We start from the raw sequence: 26,835 nt of genomic DNA, 5'->3' as shown, positions 1-26,835 counted from the left end.
CGGCGCGAGCGCGTCGGCGGCGAGCGCCGACGCCGGGGGTCAGCGCTGGTCGAGCGGCACGAAGTCGCGCTCCGGCGAGCCGACGTAGATCTGCCTCGGGCGGCCGATCTTCGTGGCCGGGTCCTGGATCATCTCGCGCCAGTGCGCGATCCAGCCGGGCAGCCGGCCCAGGGCGAACAGCACCGTGAAGAACTTCGTCGGGAAGCCCATCGCGCGGTAGATCAGGCCGGTGTAGAAGTCGACGTTCGGGTACAGCTTGCGCTCGATGAAGTAGTCGTCGGCGAGCGCCGTCTCCTCCAGCTTCTTGGCGATGTCCAGGAGCTGGTCGTCGGCGCCGAGCTTGCCGAGGATCTCGTCGGCGGTCTTCTTGATGATCGCGGCGCGCGGGTCGTAGTTCTTGTAGACCCGGTGGCCGAAGCCCATCAGGCGGACGCCGTCCTCCTTGTTCTTCACCTTGCGCACGAACGCCGCGACGTCGCCGCCCTCGGCCTTGATCTTCTCCAGCATCTCCAGCACCGCGCTGTTCGCGCCGCCGTGCAGCGGGCCGAACAGGGCGTTGATGCCGGCCGAGATCGAGGCGAACAGGTTGGCCTCGGACGAGCCGACGAGCCGCACCGTCGAGGTGGAGCAGTTCTGCTCGTGGTCGGCGTGCAGCACGAACAGCAGGTCGAGCGCGCGGACCAGGTCCGGGTCCACGTCGTACGGCTCGGCCGGGAAGCCGAACGTCATCCGCAGGAAGTTCTCCACCAGGCCCAGGGAGTTGTCCGGGTAGAGGAACGGCTGGCCGACCGACTTCTTGTACGCGTAGGCCGCGATGGTCGGCACCTTGGCCAGCAGGCGGATCGTGGAGATCTCGACCTGGTTGGCGTCGAACGGGCTGAGGCTGTCCTGGTAGAAGGTGGACAGCGCGGACACCGCCGAGGAGAGCACCGGCATCGGGTGCGCGTCGCGCGGGAAGCCGTCGAAGAACCGCTTGAGCTCCTCGTGCAGCAGGGTGTGCCTGCTGATCTTGGACGAGAACTCGTCAAGCTGCGCCTGCGTCGGCAGCTCGCCGTAGATGAGCAGGTAGCTCACCTCGATGAAGTTCGAGCGCGCGGCGAGCTGTTCGATCGGGTAGCCCCGGTAGCGCAGGATCCCCGCGTCACCGTCGATGTAGGTGATCTCGGACGAGCAGGACGCGGTGTTGACGAAGCCGCTGTCCAGGGTGACCAGGCCGGTGGTGGCCAGGAGCTTGCCGAGATCGATACCGGGCGCACCCTCGGTGGCCGGTACTACCTTCATCTCGTGCTCGCCGCCCTGATGGCGCAGCGCGACGGTACGGGTGTCGTTCGGCGCAGTCGTCGCGTCGGGCATTCAGAGTCCCTCTCACGCTAGGGGGAGGGGTGGCCTCGTGCGGGTTCTCGCACGCGCGTGCACGCGGACGCGGAAGCGTCCCGCACCGCAGCACCACCCCGTCGGGGTCCTGTCAGTTGTGCCACGCTAGTCGGCGGCCAACCCGCTCCACAGTCGCGGCCTGGGCCGGTTCTGCGGGATGGGACCGGCATCACACGGGATGCACGGTGGCTAGCGTGCACCCCCCACCGTAGCCGTTTTGCCGCGTTTCTCCACCTCAACGGGGGTGAGAGCTAGGTCATCCCCAGCTCGCGTTTGAACGGCGGTTCCGCACCGGCCCTGGAGCAGGTAATAGCCGCCGCGGCACCCGCGAAGGCCAGCGCTTCCCCCCACTCCGCGGTACCCATGCCCCGCACCGCCGAGGTCGACAGCGCGTCGTGGTCGTGCAGCCACGCGAGCAGCGCCCCCTGCACCGTGTCGCCGGCCCCGATCGTGTCAACGACGTTCACCGGGGCGGGTGGGACCCGGACCACCTCGCCGCCCCCGGTCAGCACGGCCAGGCCGGCTCCGCCGAGGGTGAGCACGACTGCGGCCGGGCCCGCGCCCCGCCAGTCGCGCACGACGTCGAGCACGGCGTCCTCCGGCGCGTCCTCGGGGAGGTCGGCGAGCCACCGGGCGTCGTCCACCGACACCTTGAGCAGCCCGACGTGCGGCAGCCACGAGTCGTACCGGTCGCGGTAGGCGCGCGGGTCGTGGATCAGGCCGGCGCGGATGTTGGGGTCCAGCACGGTGAGCGCGCCGCGCCCGGCTTCGCGCCACAGCACCCGTTCGTAGGTGCTCGCACCGGGTTCGAGCACGAGCGACAACGTGCCGAAGGACACGGCGCGCACGTCGGCGGGCAGCGGCCCGGGGTCGGCGACCTCCCGGTCGGCGGTGCCCTCGACGTAGAACGAGTACCGCGCGGACCCGTCGTCGGCGAGGCCCACGACGGCGAGCGTGGTCGGTTCGGCCCCGCGCTGGACGAGGTCGGTGCGCACGTTCGCGGCGTGCAGGCGGTCCAGCAGGCGGTCGCCGAACAGGTCGGTGGACAGCCGGGACAGGAAGCCGACGGGGGCGTCGAGCCGCCCGGCGGCCACGGCGACGTTGTACGGCCCGCCGCCCAGCCGGGGCGCGAGCGCGCCCTGCGGCGTGGGCACGAGGTCCACCAGCGCCTCTCCGGCGACGACGATCACTCGCGACCCCGTTCCCTGTGCAGCCCGTCGAGCAGCAGTTCGCCGAGCGCGGTGAACGCCTCCGCGTCGGACACCCCGGCGCGGCCGGTCAGCACGCCGGTCTGGATGCCCTCGATGAGCAGTCCGACCATCTCCGCCACCAGTGTCGCGTGGACCTCGCGGAAGACGCCCTCCCCGACCCCCTCCTGGATGAACGACCTGATCCGCTCGGCCGCCGCGCGGGCGTTGCGCTCGTAGGTGGAGCGGGTGGGCGCGAACGCGGAGACGTCGGCGATGAACCGGGCGGACGCGCGCCGCAGCTCCTCGGCCGCGCCCGCGAGGTAGGTCCCGACGCGGGCGCGCACGTCCTCGATGCCGGACACGCGCTGCTCGATCCGCTGGGCCGCGCCCTTGAAGTACCGGCCGACGACGCGGACGGCGAGCTGCTCCTTGCTGGCCGCCAGGGTGTAGAGGGTCGACTTGGAGCAGTGCAGCCGGGCCGCGAGGTCGTCCAGGGTGAAGTGCGCGAACCCCTCGGCGAGCACCAGCGACTCCAACCTGCCGAGCAGGTCGACCTGGCGCGGCGTGAGCGGCCTGCGCGCGGTGGAGGTCATGGCAGGACTCTGTCACACCACCTGGCGGCAGTACTGGCGTACGTCCTACAGTACTGCCGACAGTACAGCTCAAGCTGATCGACGGCTCGTCCGTCGCGGAGGTCGAAGATGCCCGCCGAGCGCCTGCTGCCCACCACCGAGGCCGAGGACCTGCTCGCCCTGGTCCGCGAGATCTCCCGCGACGAACTGGCCCCGCACGCGGCCGAGGCCGAGGAGCGGGAGCGCTTCCCGCGCGAGGCGTTCCGGCTGCTGGGCAGGAGCGGCCTGCTGGGCCTGCCGTACCCGGAGGAGTTCGGCGGCGGCGAGCAGCCCTACGAGGTCTACCTCCAGGCGCTGGAAGAGGTCGCGTCGGCGTGGATGTCGGTCGGCGTCGGGCTCTCCGTGCACGTGATGTCGAGCTACGCGCTGGCCACCTACGGCACCGACGAGCAGAAGCGCCGCTGGCTGCCGGAGATGCTGGAGGGCGAGCTGCTGGGCGGCTACGCGCTGTCCGAGTCGCACGCCGGGTCCGACGCGGGCGCGCTGTCGACGCGGGCCGTGCGCTCCGGCGACGGCTACACCGTCAACGGCACCAAGGCGTGGATCACGCACGCCGGCGTGGCCGACTTCTACACGCTCATGGCCCGCACGGCCGACACCGGGGGCAAGGGCATCAGCTGCTTCCTCGCCCCGGGCCGCGCCGAGGGCCTGACGGCCGCGTCGCCGGAGCGCAAGATGGGGCTCACCGGCTCGGTCACCGCGCAGCTGCGGTTCGAGGACGTGGCGGTCGACGCCGACCGGCTGATCGCCGAGGAGGGCGACGGCCTGAAGATCGCGCTGTCCGCCCTGGACTCCGGCCGGCTGGGCATCTCCGCCTGCGCCGTGGGCCTGGCCCAGGCCGCGCTGGACGAGGCGGTGGCCTACGCCAAGCAGCGCACCCAGTTCGGCCGGGCGATCATCGACTTCCAGGGCCTGGAGTTCCTGCTGGCGGACATGGCGGCGGCGGTCGAGTCGGCGCGCGCCACCTACCTGTCGGCGGCCCGCCGCCGGGACCGGGGGCTGCCGTTCACCCGGCAGGCGGCGATCGCCAAGCTGGTGTGCACGGACGCGGCCATGAAGGTCACCACGGACGCGGTGCAGGTGCTCGGCGGTGCCGGCTACACCCGCGACTTCCCGGTGGAGCGGTACATGCGCGAGGCCAAGGTGCTCCAGATCTTCGAGGGCACCAACCAGATCCAGCGCCTGGTGATCGGCCGCGAACTGCGCCGCTGAACCGCGCGGCGGGCGGGGCGGCGGTCCGCAGCACCTCCCCGGGCGGCCGGCAGGATGACCCGGTGACCGCAACCGTTCCCGGCATCGGCCCCCTGCACCACGAGCACGGCCCCGACGGCCTGTCGATGTGGACCGTGCTCGAACCGCCGCACAGCGCGCTGTACGACGCCCCGGTCGACGCGCACGTCCTGGTGGAGGGCTCGGACCGCCTCGACGGCGTCGACCTGGACCTGGTCGCGGCGGTGCTGGCGGACGTCGACGCGCACGTCGAGGCGGCGCTCCGGTTCGCGCACGCGGCGCTGTTGGAGGACCCGGCGTTCTTCGGGTGGCAGGACGCCGGGCCGCACCGCACCTTCGACGCCGCCGCGTTCCCGCTGGGCGACCCGCAGCTCAACTTCTACCCCGACGGCTGGCTGATGCGCTTCGCGGAGGGCGGTTTCCCGATCTGCGAGCCGTACGGGCTGGCGGTCGTGTTCGACCGCCACGCCCCGGTCGGGGTGGAGAGCCTGGCGGACAGCGAGGACGTGGACTGACCGGCCGCTAGGACGTCCGGTACGGGCTCGCCACCACGCCCTCGCCGTCCTCGTACCGGTACACCTCGCGCCCCTCGACGAACACCCGCAGCGCGCGGCTCATCACGTCCAGCGGGTCGCCGGACCAGATCACCACGTCGCCGTCCAGGCCCGGTGCCAGCGAGCCGACCCGGTCGTCCAGGCCCATGATCCGGGCCGGGTTGGTGGTGATCGACGCCAGCGCGACGTCCCGGTCGAGCCCCTCCTTCACGGCCAGGGTCGCCTGGTGCACCAGGAAGTTGATCGGCACCACCGGGTGGTCGGTGGTGATGGCGATCTCCACGCCGGCCGCCGCCAGCACGCCGGGCGTCCGCAGCGTGCGCTGCCGCAGCTCCACTTTGGACCGCGTGGTGAACAACGGCCCGACGACGACCGGGATGTTCTTCTCCGCCAACAGGTCCGCGATCAGGTGGCCCTCGGTGCCGTGGTTGACCACGAGCCGGTAGCCGAACTCCTCGGCCAGCCGCAGCGCGGTGGCGATGTCGTCGGCGCGGTGGCAGTGCTGGCACCACGGCAGGGTCCCGTCGAGCACCTGCGACAGGATCTCCGAGGTGTTGTCGCGCTCGAACGGGCCGTCGGCGGCGGCTTTCCTGGCCACGTAGTCCTGGGTCCTGGTGAACGCGTCCCGGATGACGGCGGCGACGCCCTGGCGGGTGGACGGGAGCTTCTTCTGGTCGCCGTACACCCGCTTGGGGTTCTCGCCGAGCGCGCTCTTCACGCTGACCGGCTCGCGCAGCAGCATCTCGTCCGCGGTGCGGCCCCAGCACTTCACCGCGACGGTCTGCCCGCCGATCACGTTGCCGGAGCCGGGCTTGATCACGGCCGTGGTGACGCCGCCGGACAGCGCGTCGGCGAACCCGATGTCGGCGGGGTTGATGGCGTCGAGCGCCCGCAACCGCGCGCCGTTCGGGTCGGTCATCTCGTTGGTGTCCTGGCCGGCCCAGCCCTCGCCCTCCTCGTGCACGCCGAGGTGGCCGTGGGCCTCCACGAAGCCGGGCAGCACCCAGCCGCCCGCCGCGTCCACGACCGGCACGCCGTCCGGGACGGCCACGTCCGCGCCGACCGCGACGACCTTGCCGTCCTGGACCAGCACGGTCCCGTTCTCGATGGGGTCCCCGGACACCGGGACGACGCGGCCACCCGTGATTGCGACGTTCATAGTTAGCGACGCTAACAACCTAGCCCAACGGGCGCAAACCCCACCGGCCCGACCACGTGCCGCCCGGTTCCAGCCACAGCAGGTCGGCACCGGAGTTCAGCGCGTCCGGCGGGCACGTCATGGGTTCCACCGCGACCGCGCGCCCCCGCCCGGGGTAGTCGTCGGGCGTGTAGACCTGCACCCACTTGAAGTCCGGGTCCGCCCACAGCTCGACCCCGCCGCCCGGTCCGCGCAGCACGTGCCGCACCAGCCCGTCGACCGGTTCGCACCCCCCGAACGGGGTGTCCAGCCGGACGCCCTCCAGCAGCCGCGCGACCCGGAAGTCCGTGTCGCCCTCGACCGGCACCGCCGGGCCGGACGGGATGGACGTCTCGGGGTCCAGCGGCAGCACGGTCGTCGCGGCGAGCGAGAGCGACGACTCGTCGGTCTCCGACGTGCCGGCGCGCGGGTAGGGGTGGGTGCCCACGCCGAACGGCGTCCGCGCCGTGCCGGCGTTGCGCACCTCGTGGGTGACGGTGAGCCCGACGCCGTCGAGCGCGTAGGTGAGGGCCGTGCGCAGCTCCACCGGCCACCCCGGGCCGCTGACCGGCACCTCCAGCGTCACCGACGATCCGGTCTGCGCGGTGACGGACCACGCCGCCCGGCGCACCAGGCCGTGGATGGCGTTGCCGCGCGCGGGTTCGGTGATCTCCAACTGCTGCGGCTCGCCGTCGAGGGTCCAGCGACCGCCGGCCGTGCGGTTGGGCCACGGCACGAGCACCGCGCCGCTGCCCATGGGCGGTTCGTCGTCGTAGGTCTCGACGTACGGCACCCCGCCGACCTCGAACGACCGGAGGGCCGCTCCCTGCGGGGCGATGACAGCGCGAGCCGGGCCAAAGACGATTTCGACCATGGCGGCCATCCTCGCACCGCTCGCGGGGGTCGTGCCGATCAAGACGCGTTGCCAACTAGACCAGTCTGTATAGTCCGCTGCATGGCACGACGCACCGACACCCGCGAGCGCGTGGTCCGCACGGCGGCCCGGCTGTTCCACGCGCAGGGCTACCACGCCACCGGCCTGAACCAGGTGCTCGCCGAGGGCGGAGCGCCGAAGGGCTCGCTGTACTTCCACTTCCCCGGCGGCAAGGAGCAGCTCGCCGCCGAGGCGGTCGCGCTGGCCGGTGCGCAGCTCTGCGCCGAGCTGCGGTCCGCACTGGCCGCCGAGCCGGACCCGGTGGACGCGCTGCGCGCCGTCCTCGGCCTGCTCGGCGCACAACTGCTGGAGTCGGACTTCGCCCACGGCTGCCCGATCGCCACGGTCGCGCTGGACGCGGGCGCGCAGAGCGAGCCGATCCGCGCGGCGTGCGCCGAGGTGTACGACTCGTGGCAGCGGGCCATCGCCGAGCACCTCGACCGGCCCGACGCGGACGAGCTGGCCGCCGTCGTGCTGGCCACCGTCGAGGGCGCGGTGCTGCTCGCCCGCACCCGCCGCGACCTCGCCCCGCTCCACGCCGTCGGCGCGCGCCTCGGCGTCCTCCTCGGAAGGCCCACCGGATGAAGGTCCACCACCTCAACTGCGGCACCATGCGACCCCTGGGCGGCGGCCTGGTCGACGGGAGCGGCTCGGTCTTCCGGCCCGCCACGCTGGTCTGCCACGTCCTGCTGCTGGAGGCCGACGACGGCCTGGTGCTGGTCGACAGCGGGATGGGCGTGCAGGACGTCCGCAACCCCCGGCCGACGTTGGCCCGGCACTGGCGGCTGCTGTCCCGCCCGGTGCTCGACGAGCGGGAGACCGCGCTGCGCCGGGTCGAGGCGCTCGGGTACCGGGCCGAGGACGTGCGGCACGTCGTGCTGACGCACCTGGACCTCGACCACGGGGGCGGCCTGCGCGACTTCCCGCACGCCGAGGTGCACGTGCTGGAGGAGGAGTTGGCCGCCGCCCTGCACCCGGGCAAGAGGGGCAACGACCGCACCCGCTACCCGGACGCCCAGTGGTCGCACGGCCCGAAGTGGGTCACCCACGAACCGCGCGGCGAGCGGTGGTTCGGCTTCGACGGCGTCCGCGAACTCCGACCGGACATCCTGCTGGTGCCGTTGGCAGGCCACACCAGGGGTCACACGGGCGTGGCGGTGAACACCGGCGACCGCTGGCTGCTGCACGCGGGCGACGCCTACTTCTTCCACGGCGAGATGGCCGCGGCACCGCACTGCCCGCCGGGTCTCGCGGTCATGCAGGGCCGCATGGACACGCTGCCGGAGCTGCGGCTGTCCAATCAGGACAGGCTGCGGGAGCTGGTCCGCGACCACGGCGACCGCGTGGACGTGTTCTGCGCGCACGACGCGGTGGAACTGGCCCGGCACCAGCACCACCGCGCCGAGCGGTAGCTACTTGGACAACTTCTCGGCGTCGAACTCGGTCTTGCCGTGCACGAGCCGGTTGACCACCCACAGCACCAGGCCGGCAGCCAGGAGGTACAGGGCGATCAGGTAGTCGTCGGCGGGCCTGCCGGACAGCGGGCTCGCCAGGTAGGCGCAGGTGACCACGCCCAGCACCGGCACCCAGGTCGGCGCGCGGAAGTGCCGGTGGTCGACCTTCTCCTTGCGCAGCACCAGGACCGCGACGTTGACGATGGTGAACACCACGAGCAGCAGCAGCGCGGTGGTGCCGCCGAGCTTGGCGATGTCGGTCGTGGACACCAGGATGATCGCCACCCCGCTGGTGAAGACGATCGAGATCCACGGCGTGCGCCGGAACGGGTGCACCGTGCCGAACACCTTGGGGATGATCCGCTCGCGGGACATCCCGTAGATCAGCCGGCTGGCCATCAGCATGTTGATCAGCGCCGAGTTGATCACGGCGAACAGGCCGATCAGCGAGAACACCCAGAGCGGGAAGCCCGGTGCGCCGACCTGGACCACCCGCAGCAGCGCGGAGCTGCCGGCACCGGCCAGCTCGTCGGCCGGGATCAGCAGCGACGACGTGATGGCGACCAGGACGTAGACGACGGCGGCCACCACCATCCCCCAGAGCATGGCGCGCGGGAAGATCCGGACCGGGTCGCGGCACTCCTCGGCCATGTTCACCGAGTCCTCGAACCCGACCATGGCGAAGAACGCCAGGGCGGTCGCGGAGGTGACGGCCACCAGGGTCGACTGGCCGGGCGCGGGGTCGACCTGGGTGAGCCGGCTCGCGTCGCCGTCGCCGGACGCGACCGCGTAGACGCCGATGGCGATGACGATCACCAGGCCGGACAGCTCGATGCAGGTCAGGACGACGTTGGCCTTGACGGACTCGGAGACGCCCCGGAAGTTGATCACGGCGAGGCCGAGGATGAACAGGACGGCGACGAGCGTCGCGGAGACGGTGAAGGTGTCGGAGAAGAACTCCTCGATGACCGACTGGAGGTAGGTCCGCCCGAACGCGAGCGCGGCCGAGGAGGCGGACGTGATGCCGGAGCTCATGACGGCGAACGCGACCATGAAGGTCAGGAACTGGATCTTGAAGGCCCGGTTGGTGTACAGGGCCGCGCCCGCCGCGCGCGGGTACTTGCCGACCAGTTCGAGGTAGCTGAACGCGGTCAGGAAGGCCACCACGAACGCGATCAGGAACGGCAGCCAGAGCGCGCCGCCGATCTTGCCGGCGACGTTGCCGGTCAGTGCGTAGATGCCGGTGCCGAGGATGTCACCGATCACGAAGAACAGCAGCAGCTTGGGCCCGATGGCCCGCTTCAGTTCCGGTTGCGCCGGTGCGCTCGTCGCTTCCGCCATGCCGGATGAGTGTGCCGGATCACACCTGACCGGGATAGTTCGCGGACGCCCGCTTGGGCAAGCCTTGAGGTTCAGGCCCGCCCGGCGACGACCTGCGCGACGGCGTGGAGGTCTGCCTCGACGCAGGCGATGGCGTCGTCCAGGACGCACCGCAGGGCCCGCACCTGGGCTGCGCACCGCCTCCGGCCTGTCGACGCACGCGACCGGCGAGGCGGTCGGGATGTCGGGCAGCAAGATCAGCCGCATCGAGACCTCGGAGATCGGCGTCTACCTGGACGACCTGGAGAAGCTGCTGGACCTCTACGGCGTCACGAAGAAGGAACGCGTCCACCTGCCCGACCTCGCCCGGCACGCCGACCAGCGCGGCCTCCTGCGCACGACCAACCACAACCTGCCCGACGACTGGCAGACCTGGGCCGACTTCGAGCACGAGGCCACCGGTCTGTTCAACTACGAGCCGCTCGTCATCCCCGGCCTTCTGCAAACCGCCGAGTACGCGCGCGAACTCATCCGGGCGACCGGCCACAACCTCTCCGCCGACCAGGTCGATGCCCTCGTGACGAGCCGGATCGCCCGGCAGGGGCTGCTGAGCCGGAGCGACCCGCTCAGGTTCCACGTGATCATCGACCAAGGCGCGCTGGAACGGCCGTTCGGCAGAGCCGGCGCACGGGCCCGTCAACTGCGGCACATCGCGGACACCGCCGAGCTGGACAACGTCACCGTGCAACTCCTGCCGGAGACCGGGCTGCACGCCGGGCTCAGCGGGCCGTTCGTGATCCTCCAGTACGACAACGACCCGAGCCTGGTGCTGTTGGAGAACAAGGTCTCCAGCCTGTTCCTGGACGAGCCGGAGCAGATCGAGGTGTTCGAGGCGACCTGGCACGCCCTGCGGACTGCGGCACTGGACCCCGGCGAATCGATCCGGCTCCTCCGACGCCTGGCGTGACATCATCGGCCGCATGACGATGTGGCGGAAGAGTTCTCACAGCGCGGACACCGCGAACTGCGTCGAGGTCACCTGGCGGAAGAGTTCCCGCAGCAACAGCACCGCGAACTGCGTCGAGGTCGGCCACTCCCCCGACCGCGTCCTCACGCGGGACTCCAAACACCCCGTCCCCACGCTCAGCGTCCCCGTCAGCTCGTGGGCGAGGTTCGTTCGCCGGAGCCGACGTTGACCCGGTAGCGCCACACCGCCGGCAGCGCGATCGCGGCCAGGACCGTTCCCACCACCACGGCGACACCGCCCCACGCCGTCGCCGTGCCGGGGCCCACCAGGGCGCCCGTGGTGCCGTGCAGCAGGTCCGCCACGCGCGGACCGCCGGCCACCACCACGACGAACACGCCCTGCATCCGGCCGCGCATCTCGTCCGGTGCGGCGGTCTGCAGGATCGACGTGCGGAACACCATGCTGATCATGTCGGCCGCGCCGCCGACCGCCAGGAACACCACCGCCCACCACAGGGCGTTCGACAGGCCGAACCCGACCATCGCCAGGCCCCACACGACGATCGACACCACCACGCCGACCCCGTGCCGCGACACCCGGGACGTCCACCCGGACACCAGCCCGCACACCATCGCGCCCAGCGGGATCGCCGCGAACAGCCACCCCAGCGCCAGGCCGCCGCCGGGCGGGTCGCCGAAGGTCACCTCGGCCATCTCCGGGAACAGCGCGCGCGGCATCCCGAACACCATGGCGATGATGTCGAGCAGGAACGACGCCAGCACGATCTTCTGCACGGCCAGGTACCGGAAGCCGTCCACCACGTCGGCGAGCCCGGCCCGGCGCACCACGCCGTCCAGCGGCGGCATCGGCGGGAGCTTCCACACCGCCCAGATGGTCGCGGTCAGCGCGATCGAGTCGACCAGGTACAGCGTCGCCAGCCCGACCACGGGCATCAGCGCGCCGGCCAGCATCGGCCCGAACACGCCGCCGAACACCATGACCGTCGACCCGAGCGCGACCGCGCCGGGCAGCTGGTCCTCCGGCACGAGCCGGGCGATCGACGCCGAGCGCGCCGGGGCGTTGGCCGCGAAGAACACCTGTTGCAGCCCCAGCAGCACGATGACCAGCCACACGTTGCGCGCGTCCACCGCCGCCTGCACCCACAGCAGCACCGACGTGACGGCGATGCCGATGTTCGTGACGACCATCAGCTTGCGCCGGTCGACCACGTCGGCGATCGCGCCGCCCCACAGGCCGAACACCAGCAGCGGCACCAGCGCCACGCCGGCCGACACGCCGACCCACCCGGACGAGCCGGTGATGTCGTAGACCTGCTTGGGCACCGCCACGGCGGTGAGCTGGCTGCCGATGGCCGTGACCACGGTCGACAGCCACAGCCGGCGGAACGCCGGGATGCGCAGCGGACGGGTGTCGATCGCGACCTTGCCCAGCAGACGTCTCACTCTCGTTAGCGTACGACAACTAACAAGTGCTTCACCGAGACGTGGACCACTGCGCGGGCACCCGGCCGCACGGCGCGGCAGCGCGTTCTACGGCGTGCCCGAAGACGTGCCCGAAGACGTGCCGGGAGAAGGGGTAAGCGGGATCAGGGGGCGATCCGCTGGAGCTCCCAGCCGTCGCGGCCGAGGCGGAAGCGGAGGCGGTCGTGCATCCGGTCGCGCCGGCCCTGCCAGAACTCGACCTCCTCGGGCCGGATGCGCCACCCGCCCCAGTGCGGCGGGACCGGTACGCGGTCCGAGTCGGCGAACTGCCGCTCGATCTTGTTCAGCGCGCTCTCCAGGGTGGGGCGGCCGGACACCACGCGGGACTGCGGGGACGCCCACGCGCCGATCTGCGACCCGCGCGGGCGGCTCTCCCAGTACCGGGCGGTCTCCTCCGCGCCGACCTTCTCCACCGTGCCGCGCACGTGCGCCTGGCGCTGCATGGCGAACCACGGGAAGGTCGCGGACGCGTAGCGGGTGGCCATCAGGTCGTGGCTCTTCGTGGACGTGTAGTTGGTGAAGAACACCAGGCCGCGCGCGTCCAGACCCTTCGCCAGCACGGTGCGGGACGACGGCCGGCCCTCGGTGTCCGAGGTCGCCAGCACCATCGCGTTCGGCTCGGGCAGCCCCGCGCCGGTGGCCTGGTCCAGCCAGAGCTGCAACTGCTCGTGCCAGGAGGCGGCGAGGTCGCCCTCCGTGAGCGAGCCCTGTTCGTAGGACACCCGCATCGACGGCAGCGCGATGTTCGTCGTCTCCGACATCCTGACCTCCCGAACGGGCTTACCCGGCAAGGCACTCGTGGCACCCAACGATCCAGCGACCGTACGGGTTTCCGCGCGTGCGCGAAACCGCCTGCGCGGTGATGAGGACCACCCGGCTCGTGACTGTCGGTGTGAGCGCGTTCTCGGAATCGAGCACGAGATCGAGTCAGAACGTCACTCGATCCGGGGCGGTCCGACCGGACGCCGCCGGGCGCGCTCTCCACGGTCACGGCGGATCGACCGGAGCGGTGACGGAACCCGCCCGGTTGACGGCACAACGGGGGTCGACCGGTCGTGTGACGTGACCTGCGCGATTCCACGCGATCGCCGCCCGGCGGCCCGTCGCGCCGCCGGGATGCCCGTGGCCGGAGCAACCCCTGTGGCACGCGACACGTCTGGAGGGGTGGACGGAATCCCCGTCCGCGATTCTCGGGGGAGATCGTGATGAAGAGGTTGTGGGGAATCGCCGCCATTGGCGCGGCATTGTGGTGCATCACCGGAACGGCGGTCGCCCAGGGCGGCAACGGGGCCGCCGGAAATGGGCCCGCCGAAAACCCGGTCGTCGAAACGCGCGCCGTCGAAATCCCGACCGCGGGCGTGGTCCACGCCGGCTGCGCGTCCGTCGACCTGGACATCGCGTTCGGGCACGTGGAGGGGGCGGCCGGCACCGTCTACCGGGAGGTCCTGTTCACCAACCGGGCCCTCGCCACCTGCGTGCTCCGGGGTTTCCCGGGTGTGTCCTACGTGGACTCCTCGGGCAACCGGGTGGGCGCGGCGGCGGTGCGCGAGGGCGATCCGGGACCGCTGGTCACCCTGCCGCACGGCGCGACGGCGGTGTCGGTGGTCGGCTCGGTCAACGTCGACAACTTCGACCCGGACGCCTGCCGGAAGACGCCGGTGTGGGGCATCGAGGTGTTCCCGCCGGACCAGACCGCGCCGTTGTACCTGCCGCTGGACGGCCAGTCCGGCTGCGCCGGCGACGTCAGCCCGGGGCGTCAGCTCAAGGTCACCAGCGTGGGCTGAACGCGTGCCCGGTGGGCGTCGGCCGTCGTGACCACGAGGTCGGCGCCCACCCCGGGCCGGGGGATCGTCCGTCGCCAGGTGGAGACGACCGGGCGGCCGGTCTGCTCGCTTCTGAATCGGTTCCTGGATCGTGACCGACGCCACGGGTGACCGTCGTTGCCGGCGGGTCTGCGGGGGAGCAAGGTTCTCCCGACTCTTGAGCCTCGCGGACAAGGAGCGCACAGCGTGGTGCAGCAGACCGAGCAGGACGGCTTCCGTCCGGGCCTGGAGGGCGTGGTCGCCTTCCGGACCGAGATCGCCGAACCCGATCGCGACGGTGGCGCGCTGCGCTACCGGGGCGTCGACATCGAGGACCTGGCGGGGCAGGTCACCTTCGGCAACGTCTGGGCGTTGCTGGTGGACGGCCGGTTCGGGCCGGGCCTGCCGCCCGCCGAGCCGTTCCCCATCCCGGTGCACACCGGCGACGTGCGGGTCGACGTGCAGGCCGCGCTCGCCATGGTCGCGCCCATCTGGGGCTACCAGCCGCTGCTGGACATCAGCGACGAGGACGCCCGCGCGCAGCTCGCCCGCGCGTCGGTGATGGCCCTGTCGTACGCGGCGCAGTCCGCGCGCGGCATCGGCCGGGCGGCGGTGCCGCAGAAGCGCATCGACGAGTGCCGCACGATCACCGAGCGCTTCCTCACCCGCTGGCGCGGCGAGCCCGACCCGGCGCACGTCAAGGCCCTGGACGCCTACTGGGTGTCGGCCGCCGAGCACGGCCTCAACGCGTCCACGTTCACCGCGCGGGTGATCGCCTCGACCGGCGCGGACGTCGCCGCGTCGATGTCCGGCGCGATCGGCGCGATGTCCGGCCCGCTGCACGGCGGTGCGCCGGCCCGGGTGCTGCCGATGATCGAGGAGGTCGAGCGGACCGGCGACCCGCGCGGCGTGGTGGCCGGCATCCTCGACCGGGGTGAGCGGCTGATGGGCTTCGGGCACCGGGTCTACCGGGCCGAGGACCCGCGCGCCCGGGTGCTGCGCCGCACCTGCCGGGAACTCGGCGCGGCCCGCTACGAGGTCGCGGCGGCGCTGGAGCAGGCGGCGCTGGCCGAGCTGCGGGAACGCCGCCCGGACCGCGCGATCGAGACCAACGTCGAGTTCTGGGCGGCGGTCATCCTGGACTTCGCGCAGGTCCCGCCGCACATGATGCCCGCGATGTTCACCTGCGCCCGGACCGCCGGCTGGTCGGCGCACATCCTGGAGCAGAAGCGCACCGGCCGCCTGGTCCGGCCGTCCGCGTCCTACGTCGGTCCCGGGCCGCGCAAGCCGTCCGAGGTCGAGGGCTGGGACGAGATCGCCTGACCCGTGGCCGCCGCGCCGTTGGACGGTCGGCGGCATGGACGCGACACGGGTCAGGGGCCCGCGCAAGTCCTGCGGCGGACGTCCCGCCGTCGCCGGTGTCGACCTCGACGTCGACACCGGCGAGGTGCTCGCGCCGGGCGTCGACCCGGCCACCGCGCCGCGCGCCTGGCGGTCCGCCATCGTGGTCGTGCAGCAGTCCGCGACCGATTTGGGCGAGGCCACCGCCACCGAGGCGGTCCGGCACTCCACCCGCTACTACCCCGACCCGGACGAGGTGGCCGAGTTCGTCGGCCCGACCCCGCAGCGGCGGGTGCGCGGGGGTCACCTCCACGTCGTTCCACCCGGGCGTGGGCGTGGTGACGGACCGCACGCGCCGTGCCCGGTCGCCTTCCGGTGGCGGTCCGAACGCGACCGACCGGGGCCGGCGGCCGGGGAAACGTGAGCAGCGACACCCGGCCGTCACCTCGGGGTCACGTGGCTGCAACACTGTCCACCCCGGCAACGGCGCCGGTCACCCCCTCCCCCGGTACCTCGGAGGCTCCGCGATGACCCAGACCGCCGACCCGACCACCCTGGTCCTGCCCGCCGAGTTCCGGCCGTCCGACGGCCGGTTCGGCTGCGGCCCGTCCAAGGTCCGCCCCGAGTCCCTCGCGGCCCTGGCGTCCGAGGGCGCGAAGCTGCTGGGCACCTCGCACCGGCAGAAGCCGGTGAAGTCCCTGGTCGGCTCGGTCCGCGCCGGCCTGCGCGAGCTGTTCGCACTGCCCGAGGGCTACGAGGTCGTGCTCGGCAACGGCGGCACCACCGCGTTCTGGGACGCCGCCGCGTTCGGCCTGGTCCGCGAGCGCGCGCAGCACTTCACCTACGGCGAGTTCTCCTCGAAGTTCGCCAAGGTCACCTCCGACGCCCCGTTCCTGGGCGACTCGATCGTGGTCAAGTCGGACCCGGGCACCGCGCCGGAGATCGCCTACGCCGAGGGCGCCGACCTGGTCGGCTGGGCGCACAACGAGACCTCGACCGGCGTGGCGGTCCCGGTGTCCCGGCCCGCCGGCTCCGACGGCGCGCTGGTCGCCATCGACGCCACGTCCGGCGCGGGCGGCCTGCCGGTCGACGCGCGGGACTTCGACGTCTACTACTTCGCGCCGCAGAAGTCGTTCGCCTCCGACGGCGGCCTGTGGATCGCGCTCATGTCGCCGGCCGCGCTGGAGCGGGTCGCCGAGATCGGCGCGTCGGGCCGCTGGGTGCCGGAGTTCCTGTCGCTGACCACCGCGCTGGACAACTCCACCAAGGACCAGACCTACAACACGCCGTCGCTGGCGACCCTGTTCCTGCTCGACGACCAGATCAAGTGGATCCTCGGCAACGGCGGCCTGCCGTGGGCCGTGGAGCGCACCGCCGACTCCTCGTCGCGGCTGTACTCGTGGGCCGAGTCGACCTCGTACACCTCGCCCTACGTGGCGGACCCGGCCCACCGGTCGCAGGTCGTCGGCACGATCGACTTCGACGACTCGGTCGACGCGGCGGTCGTGGCCAAGGTGCTGCGGGCGAACGGCGTGGTGGACGTCGAGCCGTACCGCAAGCTCGGCCGCAACCAGCTCCGCGTGGCGATGTTCCCGGCGATCGAGCCGGCCGACGTGACCGCGCTGACCAAGGCCGTCGACTGGGTGGTCTCCCAGCTCTGACGCGTGACCACGGCGAACACGGGGGCTCCCCGTCCGGCACCGACCGGGTGGGGAGCCCCCGTTCGCGTTCCCGAAGCGGTGGACGTGGGGGGTGGCCGCCGAGGTGAACCTTGCGGTAACAGACGTGCGAACACGAGCGACATACGGCAAGATCACATGAAGATATCGATAGTCACGGCGAGTCTCCCCCGTCAAGGCGGCACGCCGCATTAACGTCGGCACCTGGCGAGGTGAAGTCACACGGGAGGCCATGATGCGAGCGCTGCGGCTCATCGGGCTCGACGAGGACGGCAAGTCCGTCATCCTCGAGGACCCGGATCGCGGCGAGCGCTTCGTGCTCCCCGCCGACGAACGGCTGCGCGCGGCTGCGCGCGGCGACCTCACCCGACTCGGCCAGATCGAGATCGAGGCGGAGAGCCAGATGCGCCCCCGGGAGATCCAGGCGCGCATCCGCGCCGGCGAGTCCGTCGAGCAGGTCGCGGCGGCGGCGGGCATCTCGGCCAGTCGGGTCGAGCGCTACGCCTACCCCGTGCTGCTGGAGCGGTCCCGCACCGCCGAGCTGGCCCAGCGCGCCCACCCGGTGCGCGAGGACGGCCCGGACGTGCAGACCCTCGGCGAGGTGGTCGCGCACTCGTTCGGCCTGCGCGGCCAGGAGTACGCGGACGTGAGCTGGGACTCGTGGCGCGGTGAGGACGGCCGCTGGGTGGTGCAGCTGCACTGGACGGCGGGCCGCTCGGACAACCGGGCGCACTGGGCGTTCCACCCGGGCGCGCAGGGCGGCACGGTGACCGCGCTGGACGACGGGGCCGTCGAGCTGATGGACCCGAACCCCAACCGCACGCTGCGCACCGTCCGGCCGGTCACCCAGCTCGCCCGGCAGGCCCTGAACCTGGAGAAGGAGGCGGAGCCGGAGATCCTCGCCCGCGAGGAGCCGACCCCGCCGCCGGTCCCGGCCCAGAAGCAGGCGCAGAAGCAGCCGCAGAAGGGGCAGGGCCTCGCGCCCGCGCAGGGTCCGAAGCAGGCGCCGGAGGCCAAGCCGGAGCCGAAGCCCGAACCCGAACCGGTCCCGACCGCCGAGCAGCCCCCGGCACCGCCGGCGCAGCAGCAGCCGAACCCGGCCGCCGCCGCGAAGAAGGAGCCGCCCAAGCGCGGCAAGAAGAACCACCCGATCGTCCCGTCCTGGGAGGACGTCCTGCTGGGCGTCCGCTCCAACCGGGGCTGACCGACCGCTGCACGACGAGGAGGCCCCCGCCGGCTCGGTGGGGGCCTCCCGTTCGGCGGAGTCTTCCGTTGGGCGGGTCTTCCGTGGGACGGGGACTTCCGTTGGGTGGGGTGCGGAGCCCGTGCGCTTCGTTTGGTGGGGCGGTGAGGTGGGTAAACACCGTTCATGCTGGGTCGAGTGCTGGTGGGCGCGGGCGTGGGGGCCGCGCTGGGTGCCGGCTGGTGGGCGGTCCGCGAGTTCATCGCCGCCGGGGCCGTGTGCAGCAAGGACAACTGGAACTGCCTGGCCATGGGCCTGTTCGCCATCCCGGTCAGCCTGGTGGTCGGCGTGCTGCTCGGGTGGTTCGCGCTGACCCTGCTGCGGGTGGCCCGCCCCCTCGGCATGGCCGCGGTCGGCATGGCGTTCGCGGCGGTGCTGACCCTGACCACCGTGTGGATCTCGATCCCGGCGAGCGGCGTCCTGGCCGGCGCGCTGGGGTTCGCGCTCGCCGCACCGGTGACAGCGCGGCGTCCCGTCGGCCACAATGCCGGCCGTGACTGACATCCCGCGCCCCACGGCGGGCGGCTTCGCGTTCCGGGTGCTGTTACGCGTCGTCGTCTCGGCGGCGGTCGGCGCGGTGCTGCTGATCGCGTGGATCTGGGCGTACCGGGACGGGCTGCTGGAGCGCGTGGTCGACGAGACCTCGCTGAGCGGTTTCCTGCTGCTGGTCGTGGTCGGCCTGCCGGTGGCGCTGGTGGTCAGCGCGCTGCTGGCCGGGCCAGTGCTGTGGGTGCTCAAGGTCCGCCCGGTGTGGCCGATCGTGCTGATCGGACCGGTGCTGCTGGGCTTGGCGCACTACTTCGGGCTGCCCGACCGGTTCTCCGGGCTCGGTGACAAGTGGACCGTGCTCACGCTGCTCGCCGGAGCCAGCTACGGGCTCGCGGGCCTGCTCACCGCCCCGGCGATGCTGCGCAGGCGGTAGAGCCACCCCGGGTCACGGGGTCGGCACGGCGTCCAGCAGGTCCGAGGGCCAGCCCTCGCGCTCGCACCAGTCCTCCGCCTGCTCGCGGGTGATCGGCTCGGCGTGGTCCGCCCGACCGCCGACCGGGTCCCAGCCGTCGGGTGCCAGCACGGTCAGCCGGCCGCCGCGCACGGCGAGCAACCGGCCTCGGGGGAACGCCATGGTCGGTTCGGTGCGCAGGAAACGCACGTCCATCTTGACCTCCACCTAACTGGAGCCCGCATGGTCGTCGGGCGGGAAAAACGGATGCTTACCGGGAGTGGGGTTCGTACCGTGGGGACGAACCTGAGGGGGACGACAGAAGTGACTGAGCAGGCGGAGTCACCATCCAACACCGTTGCTCGACGCACCTCCACCGCCGCGACCGTGCGCCGGCTGTGGCCGTACTTCAGACCGGTCCGTTGGCAGATGACGGCCAGCATGGTCGCGGCGCTGCTGGCCATGCTGTGCGGCCTCGGCATTCCGCTCATCACCCAACGCATCGTGGACGGCCCGATCGCCGACCGCGACCTGGGTGCCCTGCCGGCCATGGTGGGGCTGGTCCTGGCGCTGGGGCTCGCGGAGGCGGGCTTCTTCTTCGCGCGGCGGCGGTTCATCGCGCGCCCGGCGTCCGACGTCGAGGCGCGGATGCGCGCGGACGTGTACCGGCACCTCCAGCGGCTCCCGGTGGGCTTCCACGACCGGTGGCAGTCCGGGCAGCTGCTGTCCCGCGCCACGACGGACCTGAACACGGTCCGCCGGTTCGTCGCGTTCGTCATCACGTTCCTGGTGGTGAACACGCTGGTGGTGCTCATCGGGCTGGGCGTGCTGTTCTGGCTGTCGCCGGTGCTGGGCGCGATCGTGCTGGCCTGCACGCTGCCGCTGGTGGTGCTGTCCTACCTGTTCGAGTCGAAGTTCAAGGTCGTGGCGCGGCTGGCCCAGGACCAGTCCGGTGACCTGACCACGGTGGTCGAGGAGTCCGTGCTGGGCATCCGGGTGCTCAAGGCGTTCGGCCGGGGCCCGCACCTGACCCGGAAGTTCCTGCGGCAGGCCCGCGACCTGCGGGAGACCGAGCTGGCCAAGGTGCGGATCTTCGCACTGCTCTGGGCGGTGCTGATCGTGCTGCCCGAGCTGGCCATCGCCGGTCAGCTCGCGTTCGGCGCGGTCGGCATCGCCGACGGCACGGTCACGGCGGGCACGCTGGTCGCGGCCGTCGCGGTCAGCGCCTACCTGCGCTGGCCCATCGACTCGATCGGCTGGCTGCTGGCGGAGACCAACCAGACCGCGTCGGCGTCCGAGCGGTTCTTCGAGGTGATGGACGCGGAGGTGGCCATCACCTCGCCGGCGTCGCCCTCGGCGCTGCCGGGGCGGGTGCGCGGGCACGTGCGGTTCGAGGGCGTGCACTTCGCGCACTCGCCGGGCGGCCGGGAGGTGCTGCGCGGCATCGACCTGGACATCCGGCCGGGCGAGACGGTGGCGCTGGTCGGCGCGACCGGGTCCGGCAAGACCACGGTCACCGCGCTGGTGCCGAGGCTGGCGGACGTGACCTCCGGGCGGGTGACCGTGGACGGGGTCGACGTGCGCGACCTGGCCCTGGGCGACCTGCGCCGGGTGGTCGGCATGGCCTTCGAGGAGCCGATCCTGTTCTCCGCGAGCGTGACCGAGAACATCGCGCTGGGCAGCGCGGACGTGGACGAGCGGCGGGTGCGCGAGGCACTGCGGGTGGCGCGGGCGGAGGAGTTCGTGGACGCGCTGCCGTGGGGGCTGGACACCCGGATCGGCGAGCAGGGGCTGTCGCTGTCCGGCGGGCAGCGGCAGCGGCTGGCGCTGGCGCGCGCGGTCGTCGGCCACCCGGCGGTGCTGGTGCTGGACGACCCGCTGTCCGCGCTGGACGTGCACACGGAGGCCGAGGTCGAGGCCGCGCTGCGCCGGGTGCTCAAAGGCGTGACGGCGCTGGTCGTCGCGCACCGGCCGAGCACGGTGCAGCTGGCGGACCGGGTGGCGATGCTCGTGGACGGCCGGATCGCGGCGGTCGGCGCGCACCGGGAGCTGCTGGCCGACAACGAGGAGTACCGGCACCTGCTGGCCACCATGGAGGACGAGGAGGTGGCGGCGTGAGCACCGGGGCGGTGGGCGCGCGGCCGACCGAGGTCGGACCGGGCGAGCCCGGACAGGACGAGAAGTGGCGCGGGGTCGCCGCCGAGGACGTCGAGGAGCTCGACCGCACGACCGGCGTGAAGCTCAAGGCGCGGTCGCGCAGGCTGCTCGGGTCGCTGCTGCGACCGCACGCCCGTGCGGCGGTCCTGGCGCTGGTCATCGTGGTCGCGGAGAACCTGGTCAACCTGGCCGGGCCGCTGCTGATCGCGGCGGCCATCGACCGGGGCGTGCCGGCGGCGCTGGAGGGGCGGCCCGGCGTGCTCACCTGGTGCGTCGGCGGGTACGTGGGCTGCGCGCTGACCGCGACCGTGCTGCGCTGGGCGTTCGTGCGGCTGTCCGGCCGGATCGGGCAGGACCTGCTGCTCGACCTGCGCGAGCGGATCTTCCGGCACGCGCAGCGGCTGTCGGTGTCGTTCCACGAGAAGTACACCTCCGGCAAGGTGATCTCGCGGCTGACCAGCGACGTCGACTCGTTGCAGGACCTGCTGGAGCAGGGGCTGGACGGGTTCTTCACGTCGATGCTGTCGGTGGTCGGCATCTCGATCGTGATGCTGGCGCTGGACCCGCCGCTGGCCGGGGTGGTGCTGTTCGGGTTCCTGCCGCTGCTGCTGCTCATCCGCTGGTTCCAGCGCCGGTCGGGGCGGGCGTACCGGGGCACCCGGGGTGCGATCGCCAAGATCATCGTCCAGTTCGTGGAGACCATGAACGGCATCCGCGCGGTGCAGGCGTTCCGCCGCGAGCGCCGCAACGAGGCCATCATGGGCGAGCTGAACGCGAAGTTCCGCGACGCCAACACCGACGCGTTCAAGGTCGTGGCGACCTTCACGTCGCTGGTCCGGGTGATCGGCAACGTCTCGCTCGCGGTGATCCTCGCGTGGGGCGCGTTCCGGGTCGCGGACGGGCAGTTGGAACTGGGCGTGCTGGCGGCGTTCACGCTGTACGTGCGCCGGTTCTACGACCCGTTCGACGAGATCGCCATGTTCGCCAACTCCTACGCGTCGGCCACGGCGGCGCTGGAGAAGATCTCCGGCCTGCTGGAGGAGCGGCCGACCGTGCCGGAGCCGGACGACCCGGTGCCGCTGCGCGACGTGCGCGGGCAGGTCGCCTTCGACGGGGTGGAGTTCCGGTACTCGGCGGAGACGCCGGTCGTGCTGCCGCCGTTCGACCTGACCGTGCCGGCCGGGCAGACGGTGGCGCTGGTGGGCGCGACCGGCGCGGGCAAGTCGACGCTGGCCAAGCTGGTCGGCCGGTTCTACGACCCGTCCGACGGGTCGGTGCTGCTCGACGGGGTCGACCTGCGGTCGGTGGCCGACGCCGACCTGCGCCAGGCCGTGGTCATGGTGACGCAGGAGAACTTCCTGTTCGACGGCTCGGTGGCGGACAACATCGCGCTGGGCCGCCCGTCGGCCACGAGGGCGGAGGTGGAGGACGCGGCCCGCGCGGTCGGGGCGCACGAGTTCATCGCGGCGCTGCCCGACGGGTACGACACGGACGTGCGCAAGCGCGGCGGTCGGCTGTCGGCCGGGCAGCGGCAGATGGTGGCGTTCGCGCGGGCGTTCCTGGCCGACCCGGCGGTGCTGGTGCTGGACGAGGCGACGTCGAGCCTGGACGTGCCGTCGGAGCGACTGGTGCAGGGCGCGCTGGAGACGGTGCTGGCCTCGCGCACGGCGTTCATCATCGCGCACCGGCTGTCGACGGTGATGATCGCGGACCGGGTGCTGGTCCTCGACGGTGGGCGCGTGGTGGAGGACGGGACGCCCGAGGAGCTGATCGACGGGCGTGGGCGGTTCGCGGCGCTGCACACGGCTTGGCGTGAGTCGCTGGCGTGAGTGGGCATCGGGTCGTGGGCGTGAGCGGGGTGGGGGTGGGTCGAGGCGTTGGTGAGAGCGGGGTGGGTTGAGGCGGTGGTGTGAGCGGGGTGGTGGGGTTCGTCAGAGGAGCGTCATGATCAGCGAGAACCACGCGATCAGGACGCCGGCCACCACGCCGTAGGCGACCCAGCGCCAGACGAGCACCTTGCGCGCCAGCCAGACCGAAGGGGCGATGCCGCCCACCACCAGGACGTTCGCCAGCAGGGCGAGCCACTGGCTGGTCTCGCCCAGGCCGAGGGACAGCGTGACGACCATGAACGTCACCACGGCGGCGGTGAAGACGCTGACCGTTATACCGGTGCCCCAGGGGGTCTTCTCCTGGGGCACCGCCGCTTCCGCGCCCGGTTCGGCGAGGGGGTCGGGTTCGGTCCCCGAGTCGGTTGCGTCGGCGGAGTCGGCGGTCCCGGAGGAGTTGGAGGAAGAGTTGGTGGGGCGGTCGGCGGTGGCCGCCACGAGGTGCTGCTCGCCGGTCACCGGGTCGGTGTAGGAGACCGGGGTGCCCATGTCGGCGGCCACCCGGCCGGCGAGCTGCCGGCCGCGCCGCGCCACCAGCGTGCCCGCCGAGCCGTCCGCGGAGGTGTCGGCGCGCAGCACCGCTTCGGCGACCTTCGCCCACTCGTGCAGCGCGTCGGCCAGTCCCGCGCCGAGCGGCAGCGTGTGGGGGTCCACCTCGCGCTCGCCCGCGTCGTCGTGGCCCGCCAGCACGGCGCGGCCGTCCTGGACCCGCAGTTCCACGGATGTCCTCCTCAGGGGTGCTGGCTCGACCGTAGTCGGTCGGGCGATCGGGCAGAAGCTTTCGGAAAGTAGCGGTGCGGGGGCGGTGTGGGGGAGAAGGGGTTCAGGAGATCGCGTAGAAGGCGATGGCGCCGGCGGTGGCGACGTTGAGGGAGTCGACGCCGGTCGCCATGGGGATGCGCACGGCGACGTCTGCGGCGCGGAGGGCCTCCTCGGTGAGGCCGGGGCCCTCGGAACCCAGCAGGACGGCGGTCCGGCCCGATCTCAGGTCGAGGTCGGCCAGGTTCGCCGCAGCAGGTCGCGGGGTGAGTGCGGCAACGGTGAAACCGTTGTGGCGCAACATGTCCAAGCCCCCGACGAGGTCGGGCAGATGGGCGAACGGGACGCGGAGCACGTGGCCCATCGAGACCCGGACGCTTCGGCGGTACAGGGGGTCGCTGCACCCCGGCCCGAGCAGGATGCCGCCGATGCCCAGCGCGGCGGCGTTGCGGAACAGCGAACCCAGGTTCTCGTGGTCGCCCACGCCCTCCAGGACGGCCAGGGTCCGGCTGGTGGCGGCGAGGTGGTCGGCGGCGGGCTGCGGCGCGCGGTCGGCGGCGGCCAGCACGCCCCGGTTGAGGTGGAAGCCCACCACCTCGGCCATGACCTCGGCGGACGTGGCGTAGGCGGGGGCGGGCAGCTCGCCGAGGGCCTCGATCCGGCGGCGCACGCCGAGGATCGCGCGGACCGGGTACGGCGAGGCCAGCAGCCGTTCGACCACGACGACGCCCTCCGCGATCACCAGGCCCCGGCCACCGGGCCGGTCCGGGCGGCGGTCGGCGGTCGACAGGTCGCGGAAGTCGTCCAGTCGGGGGTCCGCCGGGTCGTCGATCTCGATCACACCGGGCAGTCTCCCATTCCCGACAGGTGAACACCCCTCGTAGTCCAGAGGGCTGAACCGCAGGGCCACCACCTGCAAGTACTCGCTGATTGTTACCGGCATGTGACAGAGAGCACCGATTTGGACGCTGGCAAGGCGGTGGCTGCTGTGTCACGGTTGGCCTCCGCTGAGCCCGCCGGAGCAGCCCGACCGATTGGGAGGCGGCATGGGTAGCAATGTGTCCAGTCGGACGTTCACCAGGGAGGACCGCCAGCGCTACCGCGAGCGGGTCCAGCGTTGCTTGGACGCCCTGGGGACGATGTTGGCCGAGGACAGCTTCTCCTTCCCCCGCCAGCAGATGGGGCTGGAGATCGAGCTGAACCTCGTCGACGACGACTGCCGTCCCGCGATGGCCAACGCCGAGGTGCTGGAGAAGATCGGCGACCCGTCGTTCACGCTGGAGCTGGGACAGCACAACCTGGAGGTCAACGTCCCGCCCCGGGAGCTGGCCGGGGACGAGACGCTCGACCTGGAGAAGGAGCTGTGCGCGACCCTGTCGTCGGCCGACGACAAGGCGCACGACGCGGGCGCGTCGATCGTGATGATCGGGGTGCTGCCGACGCTGCGGCACGAGCACTTCGACCGCAAGTGGCTGTCGAGCACCCCGCGCTACGGCCTGCTCAACGACCGGATCTTCGCCGAGCGCGGCGAGGAGACGGTGCTGTCGATGGAGGGCTCGCCGATGCCCGGCGCGTCCGCCGAGAAGCTGTTCAGCTACGCGGAGTCCATCGTGCCGGAGGCGGCGTGCACGTCGGTGCAGCTGCACCTCCAGGTGGCACCGGACGACTTCGCGGCGCACTGGAACGCGGCGCAGGCGCTGGCGGGCGTGCAGGTGGCGATCGCGGCCAACTCGCCGTTCCTGCTCGGGCGGGCGCTGTGGCACGAGACGCGCGTCCCGCTGTTCCTCCAGGCGACCGACACCCGCACGATCGAGCTGAAGAACCAGGGCGTGCGCCCGCGCGTGTGGTTCGGCGAGCGGTGGATCACCTCGATCTTCGACCTGTTCGAGGAGAACGTGCGGTACTTCCCCGCGCTGCTGCCGGAGACCGGCGACGAAGACCCGTTGGACGTGCTGGACGCGGGCGGCACGCCGTCGCTGAACGAGCTGCGGCTGCACAACGGGACCGTGTGGCGCTGGAACCGGCCGGTGTACGACGTGGTGGACGGCGTCCCCCACCTGAGGGTGGAGAACCGGGTGCTGCCGGCCGGCCCGACGGTCCTGGACACGATGGCGAACGCGGCGTTCTTCTACGGGGCGCAGCGGGCGCTGACCACGCTCGAACGTCCACTGTGGACCCAGATGTCGTTCCACGCGGCGGAGGAGAACCTCTACGCGGGCTCGCGGCACGGGATGGGCGCACAGCTGTACTGGCCGGGCATCGGCTGGGTGCCACCGGACGAACTGGTGCTGCGCCGCCTGCTCCCGTTGGCCCACGAGGGGCTGAAGGACTGCGGCGTCTCGGATTCGGCGCGGGAGCGGTACCTCGGGGTCATCGAGGCCCGGTGCCTGACGCGGCGCACGGGGTCGCAGTGGCAGCGGGAGGCGGTGGCGTCGCTGGAGGCGCGAGGGGTGTCCCGGGAGGTCGCGTTGAGCGTGATGTTGGGGCGGTACGTGGAGTTGATGCACAGCGGTGAGGCGGTGCACACCTGGCCGTCAGAGGTGTGAGGCTGGAGCCGTCAGGGGTGTGAGGTGGGGTGTGAGCGGGTGAGGAAGAGAAAAGAGTCCTCGCCGGACGGGCGAGCCGCCAAGGATGACGGGTGGTGCGGGTCGTCGTGTCATCCCCGCATGGCCCGGTCAAAGACAACCACCCTTG

Annotated in this window: 27 protein-coding genes; 16 read left to right on the top strand and 11 right to left on the bottom strand. The window is 72.2% G+C overall.

Annotated features, from left to right (window positions below):
• Window positions 1-39: 39 nt before the first annotated feature.
• From AB0I60_RS24995 to AB0I60_RS24985, 3 genes are all read right to left on the bottom strand, one after another.
• Complete coding sequence (locus tag AB0I60_RS24995) at window positions 40-1,353, bottom strand: citrate synthase (RefSeq protein ID WP_360733433.1); 1,314 nt, start codon at window positions 1,351-1,353, stop codon at window positions 40-42.
• A gap of 272 nt (window positions 1,354-1,625) precedes the next feature.
• A complete protein-coding gene (locus AB0I60_RS24990) occupies window positions 1,626-2,564 on the bottom strand; it encodes a carbohydrate kinase (RefSeq protein ID WP_360733431.1) in 939 nt (312 codons plus the stop codon).
• On the bottom strand, window positions 2,561-3,157 hold the full coding sequence (locus AB0I60_RS24985; protein WP_360733429.1) for a TetR/AcrR family transcriptional regulator: 597 nt from the start codon (window positions 3,155-3,157) through the stop codon (window positions 2,561-2,563). The genes AB0I60_RS24990 and AB0I60_RS24985 overlap by 4 nt, the downstream gene beginning before the upstream one ends.
• Window positions 3,158-3,265: 108 nt before the next feature.
• Here AB0I60_RS24985 and AB0I60_RS24980 point away from each other — a divergent pair, with 108 nt between their 5' ends.
• Both AB0I60_RS24980 and AB0I60_RS24975 read left to right on the top strand, forming a co-directional pair.
• Window positions 3,266-4,408: an acyl-CoA dehydrogenase family protein gene (locus tag AB0I60_RS24980; RefSeq protein WP_360733427.1), complete on the top strand. Its 1,143-nt coding sequence runs from the start codon at window positions 3,266-3,268 to the stop codon at window positions 4,406-4,408.
• A 62-nt stretch (window positions 4,409-4,470) separates the two neighbouring features.
• On the top strand, window positions 4,471-4,941 hold the full coding sequence (locus tag AB0I60_RS24975) for a hypothetical protein (protein WP_360733425.1): 471 nt from the start codon (window positions 4,471-4,473) through the stop codon (window positions 4,939-4,941).
• Window positions 4,942-4,948: 7 nt separating this feature from the next.
• On the opposite strand, the gene AB0I60_RS24970 is transcribed toward AB0I60_RS24975, so the two are convergent.
• Window positions 4,949-6,139: an amidohydrolase gene (locus tag AB0I60_RS24970; protein WP_360733423.1), complete on the bottom strand. Its 1,191-nt coding sequence runs from the start codon at window positions 6,137-6,139 to the stop codon at window positions 4,949-4,951.
• Between the two features lie 19 nt (window positions 6,140-6,158).
• A complete protein-coding gene (locus AB0I60_RS24965; protein WP_360733421.1) occupies window positions 6,159-7,031 on the bottom strand; it encodes an aldose 1-epimerase family protein in 873 nt (290 codons plus the stop codon).
• An 81-nt stretch (window positions 7,032-7,112) separates the two neighbouring features.
• Here AB0I60_RS24965 and AB0I60_RS24960 point away from each other — a divergent pair, with 81 nt between their 5' ends.
• Window positions 7,113-7,676: a TetR/AcrR family transcriptional regulator gene (locus AB0I60_RS24960; RefSeq protein WP_360733419.1), complete on the top strand. Its 564-nt coding sequence runs from the start codon at window positions 7,113-7,115 to the stop codon at window positions 7,674-7,676.
• On the top strand, window positions 7,673-8,503 hold the full coding sequence (locus AB0I60_RS24955) for an MBL fold metallo-hydrolase (protein ID WP_360733417.1): 831 nt from the start codon (window positions 7,673-7,675) through the stop codon (window positions 8,501-8,503). Before AB0I60_RS24960 ends, AB0I60_RS24955 begins: the two co-directional genes overlap by 4 nt.
• Here the strand turns inward: AB0I60_RS24955 and AB0I60_RS24950 are convergent, their stop codons facing one another.
• Window positions 8,504-9,886, bottom strand: a complete 1,383-nt coding sequence (locus tag AB0I60_RS24950) for an APC family permease (protein ID WP_360733415.1) — start codon at window positions 9,884-9,886, stop codon at window positions 8,504-8,506.
• Between the two features lie 169 nt (window positions 9,887-10,055).
• On the opposite strand from AB0I60_RS24950, the gene AB0I60_RS24945 reads away from it, so the two are divergent.
• Window positions 10,056-10,832: a helix-turn-helix transcriptional regulator gene (locus tag AB0I60_RS24945; RefSeq protein WP_360733845.1), complete on the top strand. Its 777-nt coding sequence runs from the start codon at window positions 10,056-10,058 to the stop codon at window positions 10,830-10,832.
• A 13-nt stretch (window positions 10,833-10,845) separates the two neighbouring features.
• Window positions 10,846-11,061 carry a DUF397 domain-containing protein gene (locus AB0I60_RS24940; protein ID WP_360733413.1) on the top strand — a complete coding sequence of 72 codons (216 nt, stop codon included), beginning with the start codon at window positions 10,846-10,848 and terminating at the stop codon, window positions 11,059-11,061.
• On the opposite strand, the gene AB0I60_RS24935 is transcribed toward AB0I60_RS24940, so the two are convergent.
• Both AB0I60_RS24935 and pdxH read right to left on the bottom strand, forming a co-directional pair.
• The gene (locus tag AB0I60_RS24935) at window positions 11,021-12,295 is read right to left on the bottom strand and encodes an MFS transporter (protein WP_360733411.1); all 1,275 of its coding nucleotides are present in this window, start codon (window positions 12,293-12,295) and stop codon (window positions 11,021-11,023) included. The two genes, AB0I60_RS24940 and AB0I60_RS24935, sit on opposite strands and share 41 nt — an antisense overlap.
• Before the next feature lie 143 nt (window positions 12,296-12,438).
• Complete coding sequence (gene pdxH / locus AB0I60_RS24930) at window positions 12,439-13,095, bottom strand: pyridoxamine 5'-phosphate oxidase (protein ID WP_360733409.1); 657 nt, start codon at window positions 13,093-13,095, stop codon at window positions 12,439-12,441.
• 444 nt (window positions 13,096-13,539) lie between these two features.
• On the opposite strand from pdxH, the gene AB0I60_RS24925 reads away from it, so the two are divergent.
• The 7 genes from AB0I60_RS24925 (at window position 13,540) to AB0I60_RS24895 (ending at window position 19,321) form a co-directional block, all read left to right on the top strand.
• Window positions 13,540-14,118: a DUF4232 domain-containing protein gene (locus AB0I60_RS24925; RefSeq protein ID WP_360733407.1), complete on the top strand. Its 579-nt coding sequence runs from the start codon at window positions 13,540-13,542 to the stop codon at window positions 14,116-14,118.
• Between the two features lie 225 nt (window positions 14,119-14,343).
• On the top strand, window positions 14,344-15,459 hold the full coding sequence (locus AB0I60_RS24920; protein WP_360733405.1) for a citrate synthase 2: 1,116 nt from the start codon (window positions 14,344-14,346) through the stop codon (window positions 15,457-15,459).
• Window positions 15,460-15,493: 34 nt separating this feature from the next.
• Window positions 15,494-15,901, top strand: coding sequence for a hypothetical protein (locus AB0I60_RS24915; protein ID WP_360733403.1), 408 nt, complete (start codon window positions 15,494-15,496; stop codon window positions 15,899-15,901).
• Window positions 15,902-16,004: 103 nt separating this feature from the next.
• Window positions 16,005-17,138, top strand: coding sequence for a phosphoserine transaminase (serC, locus tag AB0I60_RS24910; protein ID WP_360733401.1), 1,134 nt, complete (start codon window positions 16,005-16,007; stop codon window positions 17,136-17,138).
• A gap of 253 nt (window positions 17,139-17,391) precedes the next feature.
• Window positions 17,392-18,360 (top strand): septation protein SepH, encoded by a 969-nt coding sequence (sepH, locus tag AB0I60_RS24905; protein WP_360733842.1) that lies wholly within the window; start codon window positions 17,392-17,394, stop codon window positions 18,358-18,360.
• A 165-nt stretch (window positions 18,361-18,525) separates the two neighbouring features.
• The gene (locus AB0I60_RS24900; RefSeq protein WP_360733399.1) at window positions 18,526-18,900 is read left to right on the top strand and encodes a hypothetical protein; all 375 of its coding nucleotides are present in this window, start codon (window positions 18,526-18,528) and stop codon (window positions 18,898-18,900) included.
• Window positions 18,893-19,321, top strand: coding sequence for a hypothetical protein (locus tag AB0I60_RS24895; protein WP_360733397.1), 429 nt, complete (start codon window positions 18,893-18,895; stop codon window positions 19,319-19,321). The genes AB0I60_RS24900 and AB0I60_RS24895 overlap by 8 nt, the downstream gene beginning before the upstream one ends.
• Before the next feature lie 12 nt (window positions 19,322-19,333).
• Here AB0I60_RS24895 and AB0I60_RS24890 read toward each other — a convergent pair whose 3' ends face one another.
• Window positions 19,334-19,555 (bottom strand): hypothetical protein, encoded by a 222-nt coding sequence (locus tag AB0I60_RS24890; RefSeq protein WP_360733395.1) that lies wholly within the window; start codon window positions 19,553-19,555, stop codon window positions 19,334-19,336.
• A 213-nt stretch (window positions 19,556-19,768) separates the two neighbouring features.
• Here AB0I60_RS24890 and AB0I60_RS24885 point away from each other — a divergent pair, with 213 nt between their 5' ends.
• Together AB0I60_RS24885 and AB0I60_RS24880 are read left to right on the top strand one after the other, a co-directional pair.
• A complete protein-coding gene (locus AB0I60_RS24885) occupies window positions 19,769-21,457 on the top strand; it encodes an ABC transporter ATP-binding protein (protein WP_360733393.1) in 1,689 nt (562 codons plus the stop codon).
• Window positions 21,454-23,325 (top strand): ABC transporter ATP-binding protein, encoded by a 1,872-nt coding sequence (locus AB0I60_RS24880; RefSeq protein ID WP_360733391.1) that lies wholly within the window; start codon window positions 21,454-21,456, stop codon window positions 23,323-23,325. The genes AB0I60_RS24885 and AB0I60_RS24880 overlap by 4 nt, the downstream gene beginning before the upstream one ends.
• A gap of 102 nt (window positions 23,326-23,427) precedes the next feature.
• Here the strand turns inward: AB0I60_RS24880 and AB0I60_RS24875 are convergent, their stop codons facing one another.
• Window positions 23,428-24,102, bottom strand: coding sequence for a DUF2537 domain-containing protein (locus AB0I60_RS24875; protein WP_360733389.1), 675 nt, complete (start codon window positions 24,100-24,102; stop codon window positions 23,428-23,430).
• Window positions 24,103-24,205: 103 nt separating this feature from the next.
• Window positions 24,206-24,982 carry an RNA methyltransferase gene (locus tag AB0I60_RS24870; protein ID WP_360733387.1) on the bottom strand — a complete coding sequence of 259 codons (777 nt, stop codon included), beginning with the start codon at window positions 24,980-24,982 and terminating at the stop codon, window positions 24,206-24,208.
• Between the two features lie 205 nt (window positions 24,983-25,187).
• Here AB0I60_RS24870 and AB0I60_RS24865 point away from each other — a divergent pair, with 205 nt between their 5' ends.
• On the top strand, window positions 25,188-26,687 hold the full coding sequence (locus tag AB0I60_RS24865) for a glutamate-cysteine ligase family protein (RefSeq protein WP_360733385.1): 1,500 nt from the start codon (window positions 25,188-25,190) through the stop codon (window positions 26,685-26,687).
• Window positions 26,688-26,835: the final 148 nt, after the last annotated feature.

This window comes from Actinosynnema sp. NPDC050436 (assembly GCF_040655415.1).
Lineage (GTDB): Bacteria > Actinomycetota > Actinomycetes > Mycobacteriales > Pseudonocardiaceae > Actinosynnema.
This window is presented reverse-complemented; position numbering and strand designations above follow the sequence as displayed.

What these genes read in the sequence shown, in the direction of transcription:
- AB0I60_RS24995 (WP_360733433.1), bottom strand. Translation starts at nt 1,353, where the DNA reads ATGCCCGACGCGACGACTGCGCCGAACGACACCCGTACCGTCGCGCTG.
- AB0I60_RS24985 (WP_360733429.1), bottom strand. Translation starts at nt 3,157, where the DNA reads ATGACCTCCACCGCGCGCAGGCCGCTCACGCCGCGCCAGGTCGACCTG.
- AB0I60_RS24980 (WP_360733427.1), top strand. Translation starts at nt 3,266, where the DNA reads ATGCCCGCCGAGCGCCTGCTGCCCACCACCGAGGCCGAGGACCTGCTC.
- AB0I60_RS24970 (WP_360733423.1), bottom strand. Translation starts at nt 6,139, where the DNA reads ATGAACGTCGCAATCACGGGTGGCCGCGTCGTCCCGGTGTCCGGGGAC.
- AB0I60_RS24965 (WP_360733421.1), bottom strand. Translation starts at nt 7,031, where the DNA reads ATGGTCGAAATCGTCTTTGGCCCGGCTCGCGCTGTCATCGCCCCGCAG.
- AB0I60_RS24960 (WP_360733419.1), top strand. Translation starts at nt 7,113, where the DNA reads ATGGCACGACGCACCGACACCCGCGAGCGCGTGGTCCGCACGGCGGCC.
- AB0I60_RS24955 (WP_360733417.1), top strand. Translation starts at nt 7,673, where the DNA reads ATGAAGGTCCACCACCTCAACTGCGGCACCATGCGACCCCTGGGCGGC.
- AB0I60_RS24950 (WP_360733415.1), bottom strand. Translation starts at nt 9,886, where the DNA reads ATGGCGGAAGCGACGAGCGCACCGGCGCAACCGGAACTGAAGCGGGCC.
- AB0I60_RS24940 (WP_360733413.1), top strand. Translation starts at nt 10,846, where the DNA reads ATGACGATGTGGCGGAAGAGTTCTCACAGCGCGGACACCGCGAACTGC.
- pdxH (WP_360733409.1), bottom strand. Translation starts at nt 13,095, where the DNA reads ATGTCGGAGACGACGAACATCGCGCTGCCGTCGATGCGGGTGTCCTAC.
- AB0I60_RS24925 (WP_360733407.1), top strand. Translation starts at nt 13,540, where the DNA reads ATGAAGAGGTTGTGGGGAATCGCCGCCATTGGCGCGGCATTGTGGTGC.
- AB0I60_RS24915 (WP_360733403.1), top strand. Translation starts at nt 15,494, where the DNA reads ATGGACGCGACACGGGTCAGGGGCCCGCGCAAGTCCTGCGGCGGACGT.
- serC (WP_360733401.1), top strand. Translation starts at nt 16,005, where the DNA reads ATGACCCAGACCGCCGACCCGACCACCCTGGTCCTGCCCGCCGAGTTC.
- sepH (WP_360733842.1), top strand. Translation starts at nt 17,392, where the DNA reads ATGCGAGCGCTGCGGCTCATCGGGCTCGACGAGGACGGCAAGTCCGTC.
- AB0I60_RS24900 (WP_360733399.1), top strand. Translation starts at nt 18,526, where the DNA reads ATGCTGGGTCGAGTGCTGGTGGGCGCGGGCGTGGGGGCCGCGCTGGGT.
- AB0I60_RS24890 (WP_360733395.1), bottom strand. Translation starts at nt 19,555, where the DNA reads ATGGACGTGCGTTTCCTGCGCACCGAACCGACCATGGCGTTCCCCCGA.
- AB0I60_RS24885 (WP_360733393.1), top strand. Translation starts at nt 19,769, where the DNA reads ATGACGGCCAGCATGGTCGCGGCGCTGCTGGCCATGCTGTGCGGCCTC.
- AB0I60_RS24865 (WP_360733385.1), top strand. Translation starts at nt 25,188, where the DNA reads ATGGGTAGCAATGTGTCCAGTCGGACGTTCACCAGGGAGGACCGCCAG.